Raw genomic sequence first — 18,000 nt, 5'->3', positions numbered from 1 at the left:
TCCCCATAGTGCTGAAGCCGCCCGGCGACTGCCACGTACGTTCGGTCGAAAGTTACGGAGGCGGAACCTCGGAGGAAATTTCAGTAACCGCTGGTAGCACCCTGATCCCGGGGCGTTTCAGCAATCACCCAACCGGCGAATGAGACGACACTTCACACTTATTACGCATAGCGGCCGTCAGGTGGTCGTAAGTATGCAAGTGGGGCTGGGCACCGGGACCGGCTCGCCGAGCGGCGTCGGCACCCCGCTCTCCGCGTCGACGGCGAAGACGCCGATCGTGTCCGAACGCTCGTTGGCGACGTACAGGTGGGTGCCGGTGACGACGAGGTGCCGGGGCCAGTGCCCGCCGCTGCCGACCTCGGCCACCAGCCGCGGTTGCGCGGTGTCCAGCGCGAACACGCTCACCGTGTCGACGCCCCGGTTGCCCACGTAGACGAAGCGGCCGTCGCCGCGTACGGCGACCTCCGAGGGCTGGACGTGGCCGCGGCGTTCGCTGGCCGGGACCCGGGACCTCTCGTGCACGGTGCCGGCGCCATCGGGGCCGTACTCGTGGAGCGTCGCGCCGAGTTCCCCGACCAGGAAGAACCGGCCGTCGGGGTGCCTGGCGAGGTGGCGCGGACCGGTGCCGGGCGAGGTCCGCACCGGGGTGCCGTAGGAGCCGAGCCGCCCGGTGGCCGGGTCGAGCTGGTAGCGGTAGACGGCGTCGGTGCCGAGGTCGACGGTGAGCAGCGGGCCGCCGTCCGGGTCGGGCGAGACCATGTGGACGTGCGGCTCGGCCTGCCGGTCGGGGTCGACGCTGTGCCCGTGGTGCTCGATCAGGTCGGAGCGCGGGCCAGGGACCCCGGCCGGGTCCAGCGGGTGTACGGCCACGCTCCCCCCGCCGTAGTTGGCGCTGAACAGGTGGCCGCCGTCGGCGGAGACGGCGAGGTGGCAGGGGTGGGCGCCACCGGTCGGCTGGCTGCCGAGCGGTGCCAGTCCGCCGTCCGGCCCGATGCCCCAGGCGGTGACCACGCCGTCGTCGAGTTCCCCGACGGCGTAGAGCACCGGCAGCCGGGGGTGCCGGGTCAGGAACGACGGTGACGGGGTGGCCGCGACCGTGCCGAGAATGTCGAGCCGGCCGGTACGCGGGTCGCGGCGGGCGGCGACGATACCCTTGCCGCGTCCGCCGCCCTGCGGGGTGTAACACCCGATATGCACCAGTTCGCCACTGTCAGCCACTCGAAGCTCCGTCTTCTGCCTGATCCGCCGCATTGGCCCCGGTTACGATCCAACCAGAACCGGCGGCCGGGCGCCGGGGAAGCATCACTTCGCGCCCCCGCCCCGACGGTCAGTACGCCGGGACCGGATGCCCCCGCCGGCTGGCCACGTACTCCACAAGGGACACCAGCACCGCCTTGCCGGACTGCCGGTCACGGGCGTCGCAGAGTACCACCGGCACCTCCGGGTCGAGGTCCAGGGCGTTGCGGACCGAATCGGGGCTGAACCGCTGCGCCCCCTCGAAGCAGTTCACACCGACGACGAACGGCGTACCCCGCTGCTCGAAGTAGTCGACCGACGGGAAGCAGTCGGCGAGCCGCCGGGTGTCGGCGAGCACGACCGCGCCGAGCGCCCCGAACGACAACTCGTCCCACAGGAACCAGAACCGGTCCTGCCCGGGCGTGCCGAAGAGATAGACCTGGAGGTCGGAGTTGATGGTGATCCGGCCGAAGTCCATCGCCACGGTCGTCGTGTTCTTGGCCTCGACGCCGGTCAGGTCGTCGGTGCCGATGCCCGCGTCGGTGAGGACCTCTTCGGTCTGCAACGGCCGGATCTCGCTCACCGAGCCCACCAGCGTCGTCTTGCCCACCCCGAAACCACCCGCGATGAGGATCTTCAGCGCGAGCGGGATGCGCGGGCCGGTGCCCCGCCGGTCAGAGCGCACGGAGTCCATTGACCACCGCCTTGAGAATTTTGTCGTCGGGGAAGTTGGCCGCCGGCTGCGGCTCGTACATGGCGATCAGCCCCTCGGCGAGCAGGTCGCCGAGCAGCACCCGGACGACGCCGAGCGCCAGGTCGACCTGGGCGGCCAGTTCGGCCACCGAGATCGGCTGCTGGGAGTTGCCGAGAATCGCGTGGTGCTCGGGTTGCAGCCGGGGGTCCGCCGTGGCCGGCGGCGCACCCGCGACCACGAAGGCGACCACGTCGAACCCGCCAGCGGCCGGGCGGGCCCGGCCGGCGGTCACCGTGTACGGCCGTACCACCGGCCCGGCGTCGCCGTCGAGCCAGTGATGCGGGTCCGATGTGTCACCGCGCATCGGAGTGCACCGCCGGTGGCCGGGTCGGCGAACTCAGGTTCTGCCCGACCCGGGTAACCAGCATCGCCATCTCGTACGCGATCAGGCCGATGTCCGCGTCGGCGGTGCTGAGCACCGCCAGGCAGGCGCCCTGCCCCGCGGCGGTCACGAACAGGTAGGCCGACTCCATCTCCACCACGGTCTGGCGGACCGGGCCGGCGGCGAAGTGCCGGCTGGCTCCCTTGGCCAGGCTCTGGAAGCCGGCGGCCATGGCCGACAGGTGCTCGGCGTCCTCCCGGCTCAACTCGCTCGACGAGCCCATCAGCAGGCCGTCGGCCGAGAGCACCACGGCCTGCGAAGCTGACGGCACACGCTCGATGAGATCGTCGAGCAGCCAGTCGAGATTCGAGGCAGACCTGATCGGGTGCGGATACACCACTACGCGTTCCTTTCGGAATCGGCTGGCGCCCCGTCGGGCACCGCGGCGCCGTCGGGGGCGGCCGGAGCGGGCGGCACCGGCTGGGATTCGGTCACCGGACCGGGCTGGCCGGCCGGTGGATTCGTCAGGCCCTCGGATTCGCGCCGGCCCCGGGCGGTGCCCGCCTGCAGCGCCGACATCCTCGCCCGGACCTCCTCGGGGCACCGGTCGCGCACCTCGCTGGCGAGGCCGGCCAGGTCGTCGGTCGCGGAGGCCCGGAGCTGCGGCGCGAGGCTGGTCTGGCGGACCCGGCGGGGCAGCCCGTCGTCGCCGACCGGCGTCGCCGGCGCCACCGGACCCCGTGGCGTGGGCGCCGGCATCTCCCGGCGTGGCGAGGGCTGGGTCGGTACGGCGGTGAGCCGGGTCGTCGTACGGATCCGCCGTTCGGGCTCGGCGGGGGCGGCCGCGGGCGGTCCGGCCGGCAGCAGCATCGGGCTCGGCCGGCGGGCCGGGTCCAGTGCCTTGACCTCCATGGTGTCGACGTCGACCGCCGGCTGTCCCCCGGCCCGGCCGGGCAGCGCCCGGGCGTCGGGGGCGACGACGACGAGTTCCGTCGGCAGCAGCGCGACCGCGGTCACCCCGCCGTACGGCGACGGCCGCAACTGCACCCGGATGCCATGCCGCGCGCTGAGCTTGGCGACCACGAAGAGCCCGAGCCGGGCGCTGTTGGCCGGGTCGAAGTCGGGCGGCTCGGCCAGCCGCCGGTTGGCCTCGGCGAGGGCGTCCGGCACCATGCCGAGGCCACGGTCCTCGACCTCGATCGCGTAGCCGTTGGGCACCTTCTGGCCGGCGACCTGCACCCGGGTGTGCGGCGGGGAGAACGAGGTCGCGTTCTCGATCAGCTCGGCGAGCAGGTGGGTGAGGTCGGCGACGGCGCGGCCGACCACCGACACCGGCTGGATGGCGTGTACGTCGACGCGGACGTACTCCTCCACCTCGGACACCGCACCGCGCACCACGTCGATCATCGGAACCGGGTTGCGCCACCCCCGGCCGGGCACGGCACCGGCGAGGATCACCAGGTCCTCGGCGTGCCGCCGCATCCGGGTGGCCATGTGGTCGACCCGGAAGAGATCTTCCAGCTCGTCGGGGTTGGTGGTGCGCCGCTCCATCTTGTCGAGCAGCGCGAGCTGGCGGTGCAGCAGCGTCTGGCTGCGCCGGGCGATGTTGAGGAAGACCTCGTTGAGGCCACGGCGCAGGTCCGCCTCGTCGACCGCGGAGCGCACCGCCCGCCGGTGCACCTGGTCGAACGCCCGGCCGACCCGGCCGATCTCGTCGTTGCCGTACTCCAGCACCGGCGTCTCGGCCTCGACGTCGACGTCCTCGCCACGACGCAACCGCGTGACGACGTCCGGCAGCCGCCGGTCGGCGATCTCCAGCGCGGACTCCTGGAGGTCGCCCAGCCGACGGATCAGCTGCCGGCCGACCCGCAACGCGATGAACAACGAGATCGCGACCGCGATCAACCCGAGTACGGCGGCCAGGGCCAGCCGGACCAGGATGTCGACGGCGACCGGCACGGTGCGCCGCTCCAGCGTGGTCGAGGCGGTCGACTCGAAGTCGCGCAGTTGCTCCTGCGCCGAGTCGTAGGTGGCGGCCCAGTTGCCCGGGTCGACCGGGGAGACCGCGCCGGTACGCCCCTCGGCGATGAGCCGGTCCTCCAGGTTCTGCAGCCGGACGAACGTCTCGCCCTCGACGAGGCGCAGGTAGGTGGCCCGGTCCTCGGAGTTGAGATCGGCGACCGCGGCACCGTAGAGGTGGCGCTTGGTGCCGAGGATCTGCACGAGCTGGCCGTGCTCGCCGTCAGCGAACCGGCCGGCGGTGAACACCCCGGCGAGCAGCGCGTCGGCCTGGCCGAGCACCTCGCGGGCCTGGCCGAGCGACGTCAGCGCGCGTACCTCGCTGTTGATCTGGTCGTCGGGCAGGGCGGCGAGGGCGCTGAAGGTGCGGAACGCCGCGTCGATGGTGCTGGTGTAGAGGCCGAGGGCCCCGGTGCGGTCCAGGTCGCGCCGGTCGATGAAGCCGCGCCCGGAGGGCAGCGTGTCGAGGGCGGTGGCGAGCTGGCCGAGGCGGGCGTTGAGGGTGGGGTCGACGCCGGCGCGGAAGTCGGGGTTCAGGGCCCGGCGGCGGAACTCGGCGATCGCCCGGTCGGTGCTGACCCGCTGCTGGCCCAGCTCGGTGGTGTCGGTGTCGCCGGCCAGGTAGACCAGGGACAGCCGCCGCTCGCGTTGCAGCTCCGACACCATGGCCTGGCCGGGGAAGCCCAGGTCGTTGAGCAGCGACTGGGCGCTGAGCAGGCTCAGCGCCGGCCCGACCGTGAGCGTGGTGGCGAAAATCCACAGTGCGAGGAGCGCGGCGAGCGGCACGGTGACCAGGGCCACGATCTTCGACCGGATCGACCAGTTGCGGGTAATCATCAGACCTCGCCCTAGGGGATACGGCAGGACCCGGCGCGTGCGCCTTGGGCAGGATACGGAATCCAGGGCCTCGGCACTACCACCGATGATCGATCCGTACCGTTTCGTCGATGGATTGATATCTCGACTTTCGACCGATTCGAACCTGTTTCGCCCATCGATGACAACTGGTCGGCCGGAGGGGGATTGACAACCACCCCCCAGCGGGAACTACCGGTGTCGAAGGAGGACACCATGTCGACCACCCAGATCGTCGTCACCCTGATTCTCGTTGTCGTCGTCGTGGCCGCCGTGGCCGCCGCGTTGATGTTCGGCCGGCGCCGCAACCTGCGCAACAGGTTCGGGCCCGAGTACGACCGCCTGCTGTCCGAACGGGACAGCCGCGCCGACGCCGAGCGTGAGCTGCGGGACCGGGAGCGCCGCCACGCCGAACTGACCCTGACGCCGCTGTCGCCGGAGGCCCGGGAACGCTACGCCACGGAGTGGGAGGAGATCCAGGCCCGGTTCGTCGACTCCCCCGCCGAGGCCGTCGGCGCCGCCGACGAGCTGGTCACCCGCCTCGTCGCCGAGCGCGGCTACCCCACCGGCGACTACGACGACCAGGTGTCCCACCTGAGCGTCGAGCACGCCCGCACCCTGGGGCACTATCGCGACGCCCACGACATCCAGGTCCGCAACGCCAAGGGCGAGGCCAGCACCGAGGAGCTGCGGCAGGCCATCGTCCACTACCGGGAACTCTTCGCCGACCTGCTCGGCGACGCTCCCGCGCCGCCCCGGGCCGCGGAGTCGCCCGAACCCGCCGACGCCACGATCCGCTGAGGAGGCCAGCCGTGCGCCATCACGACCAGCAGCTGCGGGAACCGGACGTGGTCCGGTCCCACCCGGTGCCCGTACCCGAGCAGGACGACGCCCCGGACCGGACGTCCGCGCGCCGGGCCGACGGGTTCGCGTCGGACCCGCGCGACACCCCCGAGTACGACCACACCCCCGACCCCGGCCACGACCACCCCGGACGCGCCGCTCCGGACGCCATGGACCTGCGACGGGACCGGCCCGATCCGGCCGGTGACCACGGCGTCGACGGTCACGACCCGGCGGTCAACGGGTTCCACGCCGACCGTACGGCTTCCAAGGCCGACACGGACACCACCGACGGCCCAGCCGACACCGTCGCCGTCGACCACCGGCCCGGTGACAACCGGACCGACACCGGCGCCGTCGACCACCGGTTCGACGACGACCGGACCGACGCGACGACCGGTGACCGCCGGCCCGACCCGGTCGCCGTCGACCCCGCGGCCGACGGCGCGGCGGAGGCGGAACCGGCCGGCGGGTCCGGGCTCATGCCCGGTGACGTGCCGGGCGAGCCGGTCGCCGTGCTGATCCCGGCCGCCACCGCGCAGGCCCTGCGGCAGCGGTGGCGCGAGGTCCAGTTGCGCTTCGTCGACGATCCGCGCGCCGCCGCCGGCGAGGCGCAGGACCTGGTCGACGAGGCGGTGCAGACGCTGGCCACGGCACTCGCCGAGCAGAAGGACGACCTCGGTGGCTGGCGGTCCTCGGGGGCCGACGACACCGAGCGGTTGCGGGTCACCGTCCGCCGCTACCGGGACTTCCTGGACCGCCTGCTGGACACCTGAGCCGCCCTCTCCCCGGCGCCGGTGGCGCGTGGTCGTGCCGGACCACGCACCACCGGCGCCCGCCGGTCACCTGACGACCGCGAGCGAGAAGCCGTCCCAGCCCTTCGCACCGACCGTCTGCAGCGCGGTCGCGTCGAGGCGCGGGTGGGCGCCGGTCATCTCGAGGAAGGTACGCACCCCCCGTACCCTGTCGTCCGGGCTGTCCGGGTCCACGACGTGCCCGTCGCGTACGACGTTGTCACCGATGACCAGGCTGCCGGGCCGGGTCAGGCGCAGCGCCCACTCCAGGTAGTGCGGGTTGTTCGGCTTGTCGGCGTCGATGAACACCAGGTCGAACGGTCCGGCGTCCTGCGCGAGGAGTTCGGGCAGCGTGTCCAGGGCCGGGGCGACCCGCAGGTCGACCCGGCCGGCGACGCCGGCCCGGTCGAGGTTCGCCCGCGCCACGGCGGCGTACGAGGGGTCGGCCTCCAGGGTCACGATCCGCCCGTCGGCCGGGATTCCCCGGGCCAGCCAGATGGTGCTGTAGGCGCCCAGGGTGCCGATCTCCAGGACCCGGCGGGCACCGCTGATCCGGGCCAGCAGCATCAGCAGTTTCCCCTGGTTGGGCGCGACGTCCATGGCCGGCAGGCCGGCCTCCTGGTTGGCCCGCAGCACCGCCGCCAGCACCGGGTCGGCGGGAATGAGCAGGTCGCTGAAATACCGGTCGACGGATTCCCACGCGTCATTGGTCATACGTTGCATTGTCGAGAGGGCTCCACGGCGGCCCGATAGGGTGCCCGACATGCCAAGTGATCGGGTCCTGCCGGCACTGCGGGCCGAGGCCGCACAGCTCGCCGCCGTCCTGCGCGAACTGCCGGCGGACGACTGGTCGCGGCCCACCCCGTGTCCACCCTGGAACGTCGCCGGGCTGCTCGGTCACGTGCTGACCATCCTGGAGTGGCTGCCCGGCATGCTGGCGGCACCGGCGCCGCCCCGGGCGACGGTCTCCGCCGCCGGCTACTACCGGCCCGACCACCGCTTCGCCACCGGTACGAACGCCGCCCGGATCGGGCTGGCCGAGCGGCGGGTGGCGGACGTCGCGGACGGGGCCGCGCTGGCCGTCGAGTTCGACGGCACCTGGCGGCGGATCGTCGAACAGTGCGGGCGGGAGCCGGCCGACCGCGTGGTGCGGACCCGGCACGGCGACGCCATGCTGCTGACCGATTTCCTGGTCACCAGAATCGTCGAGGTGGGCATCCACGGCCTCGACCTGGCCACGGCCCTGGACCGGCGGCCGTGGCTGACCCCGGCCGCGGCCGGCGTGCTGACCGACCTGCTGCTGCCCGACCACGGCATCGCGGCGGTGGCCGATCTGGGTTGGGACGAGATCACGTTCCTGCGCAAGGCGACCGGCCGTCAGCCGCTCACCCCGGCCGAGACGGCCCGGGTCGAGCAGCGCGCGATCCGCTGGCTGACCCTGGGGTAGCCGGCCGCTTCTTCTCCGGCATCCCGGCCGCCCGCCGCTCACCGCCCGCTCCCCGTCCGGTCGCGGCCGGAATGTCCGGGCCGGCGCCGGGTATGCCGTCGGTATCGACCGACAGGAGGGCGGAGCCATGACGGACCGCAGTTCGGATGCGCAGCGACCGCTGGAGGAGACGCCTGAGGTGGCCGCCGCGGTCGAGCAGGAGACGAGCGTGAACAAGCTGACCGGCGGTGGCGGGCCGGGCCCGGACAATCCGGACTTTCGGGAGGCCGGTGACACCGCCGAGTTTCCGCCGACCGAGGAGATCCTCGGCGCCCCGTTCGGCGGTGGCACGCCGGCCGCGCGCGGTGCGCGTACCGGGGCGGAGCAGCCGTGGGATCCGGAGGACCTGGTGATGGCGCAGGGCGGCGAGCCGACCCCGGAGCGCGTCCGGCGGGCCCAGGCCGAACTGGACCGGGACGGTCCGGCGGCCATCGAGCGGACCGTGCCCTAGCCGCCGGAACGACAAAAGGGGGCGGCCCCCGATGCGGATCGCATCGGGGGCCGCCGGGCGGGGTGTGACGCTCAGCTCAACGGCGGGTAGGCGTTGGCCATGAGCTCGCGGAACTGCGCCGAGAACCAGGCACCCGAGATCGGGGCGTCGGGCAGGGCACCGCTCAGGTTGTTGCCGTTGCGCTCGTTACCGGTGTAGGTCGGGTCGCACATCCGGTCGAAGCCCTTGCCGTCGTTGTTCGGGATCAGGCGGCTGGAGCCGTCCGACTCACCCGGGGGCTTCACCCAGACGTACGCGTCGATGCCCGGCTCCGGAGCGGCGACCGGACGCTCGCCGAGGCCGGCACCGCTCTGGTTGCACCAGTTGCCGGCGTGGATGCGGCGGTCGATCCGACGGGCGTTGACGAAGTTGTCGACGTTGTCGGTCGGGCCGGCGCCGGTCGGCCGGTTCGGGCCGCCCCAGCCGTTGCGGGAGGTGTCGATCAGCATGCCGATGTTGCTGTTGAAGCCGCGGTTGACCAGTTCCTGCCGGAAGGCCTGGGCGAAGGTCAGCTCGTCGACGTAGAAGTTCCAGTCGACCCACTTGGACTGGCGCACGGAGGTGCCGTTGACCTGGGTGTTGATGGTGTAGTGCGGGTTGCGCAGCGCCGAGTAGTTGGCGGTGTTGGTGATGAAGCCGTGCACGTCGTTGACGGTCGCGCCCTCGGCGGTCGCCGCCTCCTTGAACTTGGCGGCCGACGGGCCGAAGTTGGTGTCCCAGCCGATCCAGCCGTGGTGCGCGGCGTCGATGTAGTTGTAGACGTTCGGGATCGCGCCGAGCTTGTGCAGCGCGTAGCCGACGCCCTTGACGTAGCCGCCGTTGTTGTTCATCGTCTGGCACTTGGCGACGTTGAGGTTCGTCACCAGGTTCGGCAGCGAGTCGATCTCGATCACGTTGATGATGCGCAGGTTGCGGTACTTCGCGTCGCCCTGGATCGCGGCGATCGGGTCGATGTACTCGGCCTTGTAGCGGGGCAGTTCGTCGACGCCCAGCTCACCGTTGGAGGCGAGGGCCGAGCAGTCGCGGCCGGGCAGGTTGTAGATGACGAACTGGATGTAGCCGGCGTTCTGGGCGAGCGCGGCGTCCAGGTGGTCACGTACGCCCATCGGGCCGTTGGACTGGCTGTTGTCGGTGCCCTCGATCGCGGCGATCCGGTCGATCCACACGGCGGTCGGGGTGTTGGAGATCCGGCTTCCGCCCGGCTCGGCGTTGGCCTTGGCGCGCCACTCCGGGTTCACGTATCCCTGGGCGCCCACGTAGGGGTTGTCGACCCGGGGACCGCCGGGCGGCGGCGTCGTGGGCGGCGGCGTGGTCGGCGGGGGCGTGGTGGGCGGCGGCGTGGTCGGCGGGGGCGTGGTGGGCGGCGGCGTGGTCGGGTTCGTGGTGCCGCCGTTGCAGACGACGCCGTTCAGGGTGAAGCTGGTCGGCTTCGGGTTGCTGCCGCTCCACGCACCGTTGAAGCCGATGCTGGTGGAGGCGCCGGTGCCCAGCGAGCCGTTCCAGGACAGGTTGGTGGCGGTGACCTGGCTGCCGCTCTGGGACCAGTTCGCCGACCAGCCCTGCTGCACCTGCTGGCTGCCGTTGGGGAAGGTGAAGCGCAGCGTCCACGCGGTCAGCGGGTCACCGACGTTCTTGATGGTGACGTTGCCGGTGAAGCCACCCTGCCAGTCGTTGGTGGTGTAGGTGACGTCGCAGCCGGTCGCCGCGTGGGCCATGGTGGCCGGGATCGTGGCGAGGCCGGCGGCCACGAGGGCGCTGGCACCTGCCAGCGCCACGGCCTTACGCCGGCCGGACAACCTGTTCCGCAAATTCATTACCGCTGATCTCCTCGGGTCGGTCCGGCCCCCGGGGGTGGGGTCCGGAACGGCGACGACCGCCGGACGTCGTCCGTGGGGCGCCATTCGGGGGTGCTGCTCTGCCCGGCCCGGTCGGGCTTTCATCGGCGCCGCCCGGATAGCCGGATGCCCTCGGCGCCATTACTGTGTGGTGTGTTGGCCGACACAGTGCTGGAATTCTTACATGGGAGCGCTTCCATGCACAACAGTCGACATCAGCCTGAAACTTCCGCGTATCACTGACCTGCTGTCACGCCGCCTGACCAGCCGCCGTCCGGGCGGAAGCGGGCCGCCTCGAACAGCGCCCGCAACTTCGCCGCCCGGGCCGGACGGTCCCGACCGACCCACCCGATCCGACCGGCGAGATGGGCCTCGAAATCGGGGTGGCCGTCGCGGTTCTGCGCCGCCAGCCCGGTCCGCGCCGCGTTGTGCAGCAGGGCGCGGAGCCGGTCGTACTCGTCGCGCGGCACCGCGGGCCGGGCGTTGACGACCAGGCCGGCGAGCACCTGCCGGTCGGCTTGGCCACGGATCCGGGTCTTGTCGGGCCGGACCCGGAACCCCTCCCCGGCCACGACAGCGGTCACCCGGTCGACCAGGGCCGCCGCCCGGCGCGACGGCAGGTCGCCGGAGAAGGCGAGATCGTCGGCGTACCGGGTGTAGGTCGCGCCGAACGCGGCCGCCAGCCCGGCCAGCCGGCGGTCGAGCCGGAAGCCGCACAGGTTGGCCAGCGCCGGCGAGGCCGGCGCGCCCTGCGGCAGGTGCGGCCCACGCAGCAACGCCAGCCGGTACGGCCGGTCCGGCAGCCCGGCCGGCGCCGCCCGCAGCACCCGGACCGGGGTACGGGTCACGCACAACGCGGTCAGCGTGTGCGCCACCGGCTCGGGATAGCCGGCGAGCCGCAGCAGCCCGAAGATCCGGGGTGCCGACACGGTCGCGAAGAACGACACCAGATCGACGCGTACGACGGTCGGCCGCCCGGCGTGTGCCGCCGCGAACGTGTGCGCGGACCGGCCGGGCACGAAGCCGTGCACGGCGGGATGCACCGGCACCGGTCCGAGCACCTCGGCGAGCAGCAGCCGCTGGAGCGCCCGCAGCCGGGGCTTCGGCGCCTCGATCAACCGCCCGCCGAGCCAGGTGTACCGGTAGTGGCGCAACCGCTCCTCGCGGGCATGCCGGTTGATCGACCGGCGGTCGGCGTACCAGTCGAGTTCTTCGGGGGTGAGTCCGAGCAGGTCGGAGAGTGCGGCCAGGTCGTCGACGACCGGGGTGGGCCAGGGCCGGCGTACGGTCCGGGTCGCGGTGACCGGCCGGGCGCGGACCCGCAGCCGGCGGCCACGCAGCCTGGCCGAGTGCCACGCCGCCCGGTAGACCGGCGACGCCGCGACGAAACCGGCGAGTTCGCGCGGCCGGTCGGCCGGCACCCTCGGGTATGCCCCGAGCACCTCGGCCACCACCCGGCGCAGCCAGCGGGCCCGTACGCCGACGACGAGCGCACCCCGCCCGAGCAGGCCGTCGCGGACCCAGTCACCGGCCAGGAACGAATCGGCCAGCGCCGTGGCGAACCGCTCCCCGGGCCGGCCGGGCGGCTCTTCTGGTCCGGCGCCGCTCAGCATGGGCGGTCCACGGTCGGGTGGGGCAGCGTGTCCCGACGAGGCCCGGTCGTGCGTGCGCGGACGTGCGCGGAGCGCACCGGAGCGCAGGCGACGCGATGCGGTGGTACGGGTGACGTCCCCGGGGTTGCCCCGGAGAGACCGGGACCGCGCGGACGCGGCCTGGTCAGCTCGGGACACGCTGCCACCCGGCCAGCCTAGGCGGCCACCTACCGGCGTCGCGAGCGCGACACCTGAATCATGGTCCACAGCACGTCGACGACCAGCACGATGGTCCAGATCCGGCCGACCCCGTACGCGGCGGCGGCCAGCCCGTCGTGCTCGACGCCGCCGCGCATGACGAGCCCGGACAGCCGGCCGGTGAGCAGGTCCCACAGCCAGGAGACGCCGAACACCGCGAGCCCGACCTGCACGGCGGCGAAGAGTGCGGCGTGCTGGCCGAGTTCGACGAGGCGCTGACGGGGGGTCTTCGGCGGCTTCCCGGCCGCCTGCTGTTTCGTCGTCTCCGGGGCGGACGGCTCGCCGGTCCCGGCCCGTAGATCAGCGGACGGCTCGGGCTTGGTCAGCGACACCGGCTCCACCGGGCGGGTCGCGACGGGTACGACCGGTACGACCCCCGGCGCGGGAGCCACCACCGCTCCCCCGCCGGCGGTCGACGCCCCGCCGTCGTCCACATCGGATTCCTCGGGCTCGGTGGCGGTCGGGACGTCGGCGACGCCGAGGGCGCGCACCGACCGGGGCACGATCAGCGCGCCGGACAGGATGACCGCGGCGGCGACCAGGCAGGCCAGCGCCCACGAGCCACCGTCGTAGAGCAGGCCGCCGGCCAGCGAACCGATCACGCCGCCGACCAGCGCCGCCGACTCGTAGAGGCCCATCCCGCGACCGGTCTGCGCGCCGGACGCCTCGGCGATCACCGCCTGCTGGATCGGCATAACCGCCGCCCACGCCGCACCACTGAGGACCCACAGCCCGGCGAGCACCCACGGGTTCGGGGCCAGGGACAGGCTGGCGGCGAACGCGGCGCTGGCCACCGAGGCGGTCGCGAGCACCCTGGTCCGACCGAACCGGAGCACGAACCGGTGCAGGTAGCCCGGCAGGACGCTCATCGCGATGGCGCCGGGCAGGAAGACGTACGCGATCTCGATGATCTCGAGGTCGAACCCGCGTTGCAGGTGCAGCAGCAACAGGATGCCGATGGCGGCCTCGGCGGTCATCGTGACGACGACGGCGAGCAGCATCGGCCGCAGCCGGCGCCCGACCGCGCCGAGCCCCACCGTGCCGGCGACGTCGGCACCACCGTGTTCCCCGGCCGGAGCCGGCCGGGCCGGCATCGCGAAGAGGGCCACCGCACCGACCAGGCAGGCCGCCGCGCAGGCCAGGAAGAGCCCGACGAAGTCGACGAAGCCGAGCAGGGTCAGCCCGGCGACGAAGGCGATCCAGGTCCCGGTCTCCTGGGCCGACATCAGGCGCGGGTAGACGGTCGTGTCGCGGGCCAGCCGCTCCCCGACGATGGCGCGTACCGACACCCACAGCAGGGCGCCGCCGACACCGCCGAGGACCGCCGCGACGTACGCCAGCGGCAGGCTGCCCGCCACCGCGTACCCGACACAGGACAGGCCGTAGAGCAGTGCCCCGGCACCGGCCACGTAGCGGCGCTCCCGGGTATCGGCCAGCACCCCGGCGATCGGGCGGACGACCACCGACACGGCGAGTTCCAGCGCCACGAGCAGGCCGACCTCGGTGGCGCTGGCCCCCAGGGCGATGCCGGCCCAGAGCGGGAGTACGAAGTCGACGAGTTCGGCCGGCCCGTTGGTCAGCGCGGCGGCGAGAAGGGTGCTCGCCTCCCGGCGCTTCGCGACGGCTCCACCGGTTGCGGGACGCGCGGGGTCGGACATGGGCGCCACCGTAACAGCCGCGCTGATCTTCACGGGGCATCCGGTGATCCGGCACCCGTCGGTGGATCGCGGGCATCGGACCAGGTAGAACGTCTCCCGTACGGTGAACCAGGTCCGGGAGCCGCCGCCCGGCCGGAGGGGGCAGACCGATGACCGCAGATTTCGTCCGGGACGCGGCCATGACCGCCGTCATCTTCGGCTTCTTCGCCTCCGGCTGGTTCGGGTGGGCGCAGGAGAAGCCGCCGCCGACCTGGCCGAAGTGGCTCGGCATCGGATCCGGTGTGTCGATGCTGACGGCGGTGGCCGGCGGTCTGCTCGCCTGGCGACACTGGACCGACGGCACCGTCTTCGACGCTGACACCAGCAAGGCGTTCGGGTTGGTCGTCGCCATCGAGTTCGGCGCCGCCGGGCTCGGCGCCCTGCTCCTGGCCTTCACCCGGCACAAGGACCTGATTCCCGCCTGGGTCGCCCTCGTGGTCGGGCTGCACCTCTTCCCGGTGGCGGTGCTGCTGCACTATCCGCTCATCCACCTGCCGGCGGTGCTGCTGACCGTGGTGGCGCTGGCCGCCGTGCCGGTGGCGCGGGCCCGGTCCCTGCCGGTGAGCGCGGTGACCGGCGTCGGCTGCGGCGCCGCCCTGCTGGTGAGCGCCCTGATCTCCCTGGCCGGCACCCTGCTCTTGTACTGACGACGGGGTGTGGCGGTCAGCGCGACGCCGGCCGCCAGGCGGCGAGCAGTTCGGCTGGACCGTAGACCGCCTCCAGCCCGGTGCAGGTGACCCCGCTTCGGCTCACCGCGACCAGCGGAACCGGCTGATCGGTCAACAGCGCCCGGTGCCGGTGCAGCGCGGCGAGGTCGTGGGCGTCGAACGGCCGTTGCTCCAGCCACTTGACCGAGCCGAGGAAGAGCAGTTCCCGGGCGATCGGTTCGCGGTCCGCGCCGACGATGTCGATCTCGATGTCGTTCGACCGGGTCCAGTAGGCGCCGACGGCCGCGGCCGACGGCAGGCTGCCGTCGGGTAGCAGCCGGGCGAGCGACTCCCGTAGGAGCGGTTCGATCGCGCGGCCACGCCACGTCGTCCAGCCCGCCCGGACCCGGTCGAGAGTGAGGTCGCCGCGCATCCGTTCGATCTCGGGCAGGTGCGGCCGCACGAAGTGCAGCCAGAACCGCAGGTACGGGTCGGCGATCCGGTATCGACGCTCTTTCGACGGCCGGGTGGAGAGCGGCAACTCGGCGGCGACGAGCCTTTTGCGGGCGAGGAACTCGGCGGACCGGGTCAGGGTCGTGTTGGCGATCCCGCCCGCCGCCCGGGCGATGTTGGTGAAGGTCCGCTCGCCACTGCCGATCGCCGAGAGTACGGCTCGGGCGTGGGCATGGTCGGGGAACTCCGCCGCGAGCGACCGTTCGGCACTCACCAGTAGGGCCGACACGGGATTGGTCAGTTCCGCGGCAAGGAAGTCCCAGAGGTCCATGCCCCGACGCCACGACGCACAGATCAGCGGCAGTCCGCCGGTGACGAGTGCGGCGTCGAAAGCGGCCGGCGGATCGAGGTCGAGCATCCGGCCGACCTCGGCCGGGTTGAGCGGACCGAGGACCATCTCCTGTCCCCGCTGGTGGAAAGGCCGGCCGTACGAGCCGAGCGACTCCATCATGGACACGTCCGAGCCGATCAGGACGAGGAGCACCGGACGCCGGCTGAGTTCCCGGTCCCAGGCACGTTGCAGGATGCCCTCGAACGCGTCCACCCGGTCCATCAGGTAGGGAACCTCGTCGATGACGACCACGCTCGGCCGGTCGTCGGGCAGGGTGCCGGCGAGTTGGCGTAGGGCGGCCGTCCAGTTCCCCGGTATCGCCTCGTCGAAGACGGCCCGGTCCGGCAGGGTCGAGAAACGGACGGCGTCGGTCAGGACTTCGAGTTCGGCTTCGGACGACGCCCCGGCGGCGGTGTAGAAGACGGACGGCACTCCGGCGGCACCGACGAACGTCTCGACCAGGCTGGACTTGCCGATCCGCCGCCGTCCACGGATGAGCAGGCAACGGCCGGGCCGGGCGGTGCCGATCTCGGCGGCCACGTCGTCGAGCAGCGTGCCGAGCACGCCGAGTTCCCGTTCCCGCCCAACGAACGCGACCACAGGTCCTCCAAAGACTTTCTCTGGCGATACTTTCTCTAGAGATAGTATCGCCAGACGGAGTCTTCTTTCGCCTGGTCAGGCGGTTCGGACGTACTCGCGCATGCGGGAGTTACTGTTCGGCAGGCCGTAGTCCCCGACCGCCATGCTGAAGTTGCCGAACTCCTGCCGATCCGACCAGCACCAGGAGCCGGGCGCGGCGGCGAGCACCCGGACCAGGCGGCGCTGCCGGTCGTCGAGTGCCGCGAACGGTGTACCCGCCGGCACCGGGCCGGCCGGGAACGCCAGCCGCAGCGCCGCGTCGACGACGGTCAGTGCCGGCATGGCCTGGACCTTCGGCAGCCGGGCCAGGTGGGCGTCGAACGCGGCGTCGGCGTACGCCGGGCCGAGCTGGCGCAACGCCAGCGAGGCGTAGCCGCCCAGGTCACCCTCGAGGTAAGGCAGCCGGGTGTCCGGCTGGCTGGCGCCGCCGGCCCAGTGCAGCAGTTCGGTGACCGCCCGCTCGCCGGTGGTCGGCCCGTGCAGGCGGGCGGACGCGACGGCCCCCGCCCAGCGCACCACCGCCCGCTCGTCGTCGAGTGCCGTCGCGGCGAGCCGGTCGGCACCGTCGGCGCCGACCATCCCGGCCGCCACCACCGCGACCGCCACTTCCTCTTCACCTCGGGCCGGGTCCGTTGCCACCGTCGCCAGCGCGGCGATGCTCGCCGCCGGCTCCGGTTCCGGATACCAGCCCAGCGTGTACGCCGCGACGGTGCTCAGGTCGGCGTCGTCCCCGCCGACAAGCCGGCGCAGCAGCGGCAGGCCGGCGCCGACGGCCTCGTACGCGCGCAGGTCGACGTACGTGAACATCCGCCGTTGGTCCGCCTCGTCCAGGGACTCGCGCCGCTTGTAGCGCCGCAGCGCCTCGGCACCGCCGGCCGCCGCCGACCGCAACTCGCCGACCGGCAGCCCGTCGGGCACCCACGCCTCGTCGGACCCGATCGCGATCAGCACCAGTAGCTGCCCGACGAGCCACCGGTCCGGGGTCGCCGGGTCGGCGAGCAGGTCCAGCAGCGGCGGCACCGCGTAGGCGCTCGCCTCGTAGCGGGTGCCCTGGTGGACGATGCTGGCGTACAACTCGCCGAACGCTCCGTGCCGTTCCTCCTCGTCCGGCGAGGCCAGCGCCCGCAGGTTCGCCGGTACGTCCTCGGCACTGCCGTACGCGTGCTCCAACCCCGCCCAGTCGACCGTCTCCACCCGCCACATCCTGCCAGCGGGCCTCCACCGGTAGCGGTGCCGTCAACCCCGGCGTACGGCCACCGCCTGGATCTCGATGAGCAGGTGCGGGTGCGGGAGTTGGTGTACGGCGACGGTGGTGCGGGTGGGTCCGGTCTCGTCGAAGTATTCGGCGTAGACCTCGTTGTAGCCGCCGAAGTCGTTCATGTTGACCAGGTAGGTGGTGATCTGGACGAGGTCGGTCAGGTCGGCGCCGACGGAGTGCAGGATGTCGCGGATGTTCTCGATGACGGCCCGGGTCTGGACGCGGATGTCGAGGTCGGTGGTGCCCATCGGGTCGACGGAGGCGCCGGCGATGGTGTTGTCCGGCCGCCGGCTGGACGTGCCGGAGACGAAGACCAGGTCGCCGGCGACCCGGACGTGTGGGAACCGGCCGCGTGGTGTGGCCTTGCCGGCCACGACCCCGCCAGACTCCCCGGTCACGGCGTCACCTCGCTGCGCTCGGCACCGCCGTGC

17 protein-coding genes are annotated in these 18,000 nt (G+C 72.7%); 5 read left to right on the top strand and 12 right to left on the bottom strand.

The window, feature by feature from the left end; all coding sequences use genetic code 11:
* Window positions 1-177 precede the first annotated feature (177 nt).
* The 5 genes from QCD66_RS06360 to QCD66_RS06340 form a co-directional block, all read right to left on the bottom strand.
* Complete coding sequence (locus QCD66_RS06360) at window positions 178-1,218, bottom strand: lactonase family protein (protein ID WP_364221723.1); 1,041 nt, start codon at window positions 1,216-1,218, stop codon at window positions 178-180.
* A gap of 109 nt (window positions 1,219-1,327) precedes the next feature.
* Complete coding sequence (locus QCD66_RS06355) at window positions 1,328-1,930, bottom strand: ATP/GTP-binding protein (RefSeq protein WP_364221726.1); 603 nt, start codon at window positions 1,928-1,930, stop codon at window positions 1,328-1,330.
* Window positions 1,911-2,294, bottom strand: a complete 384-nt coding sequence (locus QCD66_RS06350) for a DUF742 domain-containing protein (RefSeq protein WP_357543495.1) — start codon at window positions 2,292-2,294, stop codon at window positions 1,911-1,913. Before QCD66_RS06350 ends, QCD66_RS06355 begins: the two co-directional genes overlap by 20 nt.
* Window positions 2,284-2,712, bottom strand: a complete 429-nt coding sequence (locus tag QCD66_RS06345; protein ID WP_364221730.1) for a roadblock/LC7 domain-containing protein — start codon at window positions 2,710-2,712, stop codon at window positions 2,284-2,286. The genes QCD66_RS06350 and QCD66_RS06345 overlap by 11 nt, the downstream gene beginning before the upstream one ends.
* Window positions 2,712-5,168, bottom strand: coding sequence for a nitrate- and nitrite sensing domain-containing protein (locus QCD66_RS06340; RefSeq protein ID WP_375734038.1), 2,457 nt, complete (start codon window positions 5,166-5,168; stop codon window positions 2,712-2,714). Before QCD66_RS06340 ends, QCD66_RS06345 begins: the two co-directional genes overlap by 1 nt.
* Window positions 5,169-5,402: 234 nt before the next feature.
* On the opposite strand from QCD66_RS06340, the gene QCD66_RS06335 reads away from it, so the two are divergent.
* Together QCD66_RS06335 and QCD66_RS06330 are read left to right on the top strand one after the other, a co-directional pair.
* Entirely contained in the window at window positions 5,403-5,987 is a 585-nt protein-coding gene (locus tag QCD66_RS06335; RefSeq protein WP_375734037.1) for a hypothetical protein, read from the top strand.
* A gap of 11 nt (window positions 5,988-5,998) precedes the next feature.
* A complete protein-coding gene (locus QCD66_RS06330; RefSeq protein WP_375734036.1) occupies window positions 5,999-6,805 on the top strand; it encodes a hypothetical protein in 807 nt (268 codons plus the stop codon).
* Between the two features lie 66 nt (window positions 6,806-6,871).
* On the opposite strand, the gene QCD66_RS06325 is transcribed toward QCD66_RS06330, so the two are convergent.
* Window positions 6,872-7,537, bottom strand: coding sequence for an O-methyltransferase (locus QCD66_RS06325; protein ID WP_375734035.1), 666 nt, complete (start codon window positions 7,535-7,537; stop codon window positions 6,872-6,874).
* Window positions 7,538-7,586: 49 nt separating this feature from the next.
* Between QCD66_RS06325 and QCD66_RS06320 the strand changes: the two genes are divergently transcribed.
* Window positions 7,587-8,270 carry a maleylpyruvate isomerase family mycothiol-dependent enzyme gene (locus QCD66_RS06320; protein ID WP_375734034.1) on the top strand — a complete coding sequence of 228 codons (684 nt, stop codon included), beginning with the start codon at window positions 7,587-7,589 and terminating at the stop codon, window positions 8,268-8,270.
* 127 nt (window positions 8,271-8,397) lie between these two features.
* Entirely contained in the window at window positions 8,398-8,760 is a 363-nt protein-coding gene (locus QCD66_RS06315; RefSeq protein WP_357543481.1) for a hypothetical protein, read from the top strand.
* A gap of 71 nt (window positions 8,761-8,831) precedes the next feature.
* On the opposite strand, the gene QCD66_RS06310 is transcribed toward QCD66_RS06315, so the two are convergent.
* From QCD66_RS06310 to QCD66_RS06300, 3 genes are all read right to left on the bottom strand, one after another.
* Window positions 8,832-10,613 (bottom strand): glycoside hydrolase family 6 protein, encoded by a 1,782-nt coding sequence (locus tag QCD66_RS06310; protein ID WP_407567037.1) that lies wholly within the window; start codon window positions 10,611-10,613, stop codon window positions 8,832-8,834.
* Window positions 10,614-10,870: 257 nt separating this feature from the next.
* Complete coding sequence (locus QCD66_RS06305; RefSeq protein WP_375734032.1) at window positions 10,871-12,247, bottom strand: reverse transcriptase family protein; 1,377 nt, start codon at window positions 12,245-12,247, stop codon at window positions 10,871-10,873.
* Between the two features lie 206 nt (window positions 12,248-12,453).
* The gene (locus QCD66_RS06300) at window positions 12,454-14,142 is read right to left on the bottom strand and encodes an MFS transporter (RefSeq protein WP_375734031.1); all 1,689 of its coding nucleotides are present in this window, start codon (window positions 14,140-14,142) and stop codon (window positions 12,454-12,456) included.
* A 149-nt stretch (window positions 14,143-14,291) separates the two neighbouring features.
* Here QCD66_RS06300 and QCD66_RS06295 point away from each other — a divergent pair, with 149 nt between their 5' ends.
* Window positions 14,292-14,828 (top strand): hypothetical protein, encoded by a 537-nt coding sequence (locus QCD66_RS06295; protein WP_357543473.1) that lies wholly within the window; start codon window positions 14,292-14,294, stop codon window positions 14,826-14,828.
* Between the two features lie 16 nt (window positions 14,829-14,844).
* Here QCD66_RS06295 and QCD66_RS06290 read toward each other — a convergent pair whose 3' ends face one another.
* The 3 genes from QCD66_RS06290 to QCD66_RS06280 form a co-directional block, all read right to left on the bottom strand.
* Complete coding sequence (locus QCD66_RS06290; protein ID WP_375734030.1) at window positions 14,845-16,272, bottom strand: ATP-binding protein; 1,428 nt, start codon at window positions 16,270-16,272, stop codon at window positions 14,845-14,847.
* 75 nt (window positions 16,273-16,347) lie between these two features.
* On the bottom strand, window positions 16,348-17,505 hold the full coding sequence (locus tag QCD66_RS06285) for a hypothetical protein (protein WP_375734029.1): 1,158 nt from the start codon (window positions 17,503-17,505) through the stop codon (window positions 16,348-16,350).
* Window positions 17,506-17,547: 42 nt separating this feature from the next.
* Window positions 17,548-17,967: a RidA family protein gene (locus tag QCD66_RS06280; protein ID WP_375734028.1), complete on the bottom strand. Its 420-nt coding sequence runs from the start codon at window positions 17,965-17,967 to the stop codon at window positions 17,548-17,550.
* Window positions 17,968-18,000 lie beyond the last annotated feature (33 nt).

The sequence above is a fragment of the Polymorphospora sp. A560 genome (assembly GCF_045781765.1).
GTDB classification, from domain to species: Bacteria; Actinomycetota; Actinomycetes; order Mycobacteriales; family Micromonosporaceae; genus Polymorphospora; species Polymorphospora lycopeni.
The sequence above is the reverse complement of the archived record's forward strand: the minus strand, read 5'-3'. Positions and strand labels throughout refer to the sequence as shown.

Coding starts and splice junctions, on each gene's coding strand:
- QCD66_RS06335 (WP_375734037.1), top strand. CDS start 5,403: ATGTCGACCACCCAGATCGTCGTCACCCTGATTCTCGTTGTCGTCGTC.
- QCD66_RS06315 (WP_357543481.1), top strand. CDS start 8,398: ATGACGGACCGCAGTTCGGATGCGCAGCGACCGCTGGAGGAGACGCCT.
- QCD66_RS06350 (WP_357543495.1), bottom strand. CDS start 2,294: ATGCGCGGTGACACATCGGACCCGCATCACTGGCTCGACGGCGACGCC.
- QCD66_RS06310 (WP_407567037.1), bottom strand. CDS start 10,613: ATGAATTTGCGGAACAGGTTGTCCGGCCGGCGTAAGGCCGTGGCGCTG.
- QCD66_RS06355 (WP_364221726.1), bottom strand. CDS start 1,930: ATGGACTCCGTGCGCTCTGACCGGCGGGGCACCGGCCCGCGCATCCCG.
- QCD66_RS06340 (WP_375734038.1), bottom strand. CDS start 5,168: ATGATTACCCGCAACTGGTCGATCCGGTCGAAGATCGTGGCCCTGGTC.
- QCD66_RS06300 (WP_375734031.1), bottom strand. CDS start 14,142: ATGTCCGACCCCGCGCGTCCCGCAACCGGTGGAGCCGTCGCGAAGCGC.
- QCD66_RS06320 (WP_375734034.1), top strand. CDS start 7,587: ATGCCAAGTGATCGGGTCCTGCCGGCACTGCGGGCCGAGGCCGCACAG.
- QCD66_RS06305 (WP_375734032.1), bottom strand. CDS start 12,247: ATGCTGAGCGGCGCCGGACCAGAAGAGCCGCCCGGCCGGCCCGGGGAG.
- QCD66_RS06295 (WP_357543473.1), top strand. CDS start 14,292: ATGACCGCAGATTTCGTCCGGGACGCGGCCATGACCGCCGTCATCTTC.
- QCD66_RS06325 (WP_375734035.1), bottom strand. CDS start 7,537: ATGACCAATGACGCGTGGGAATCCGTCGACCGGTATTTCAGCGACCTG.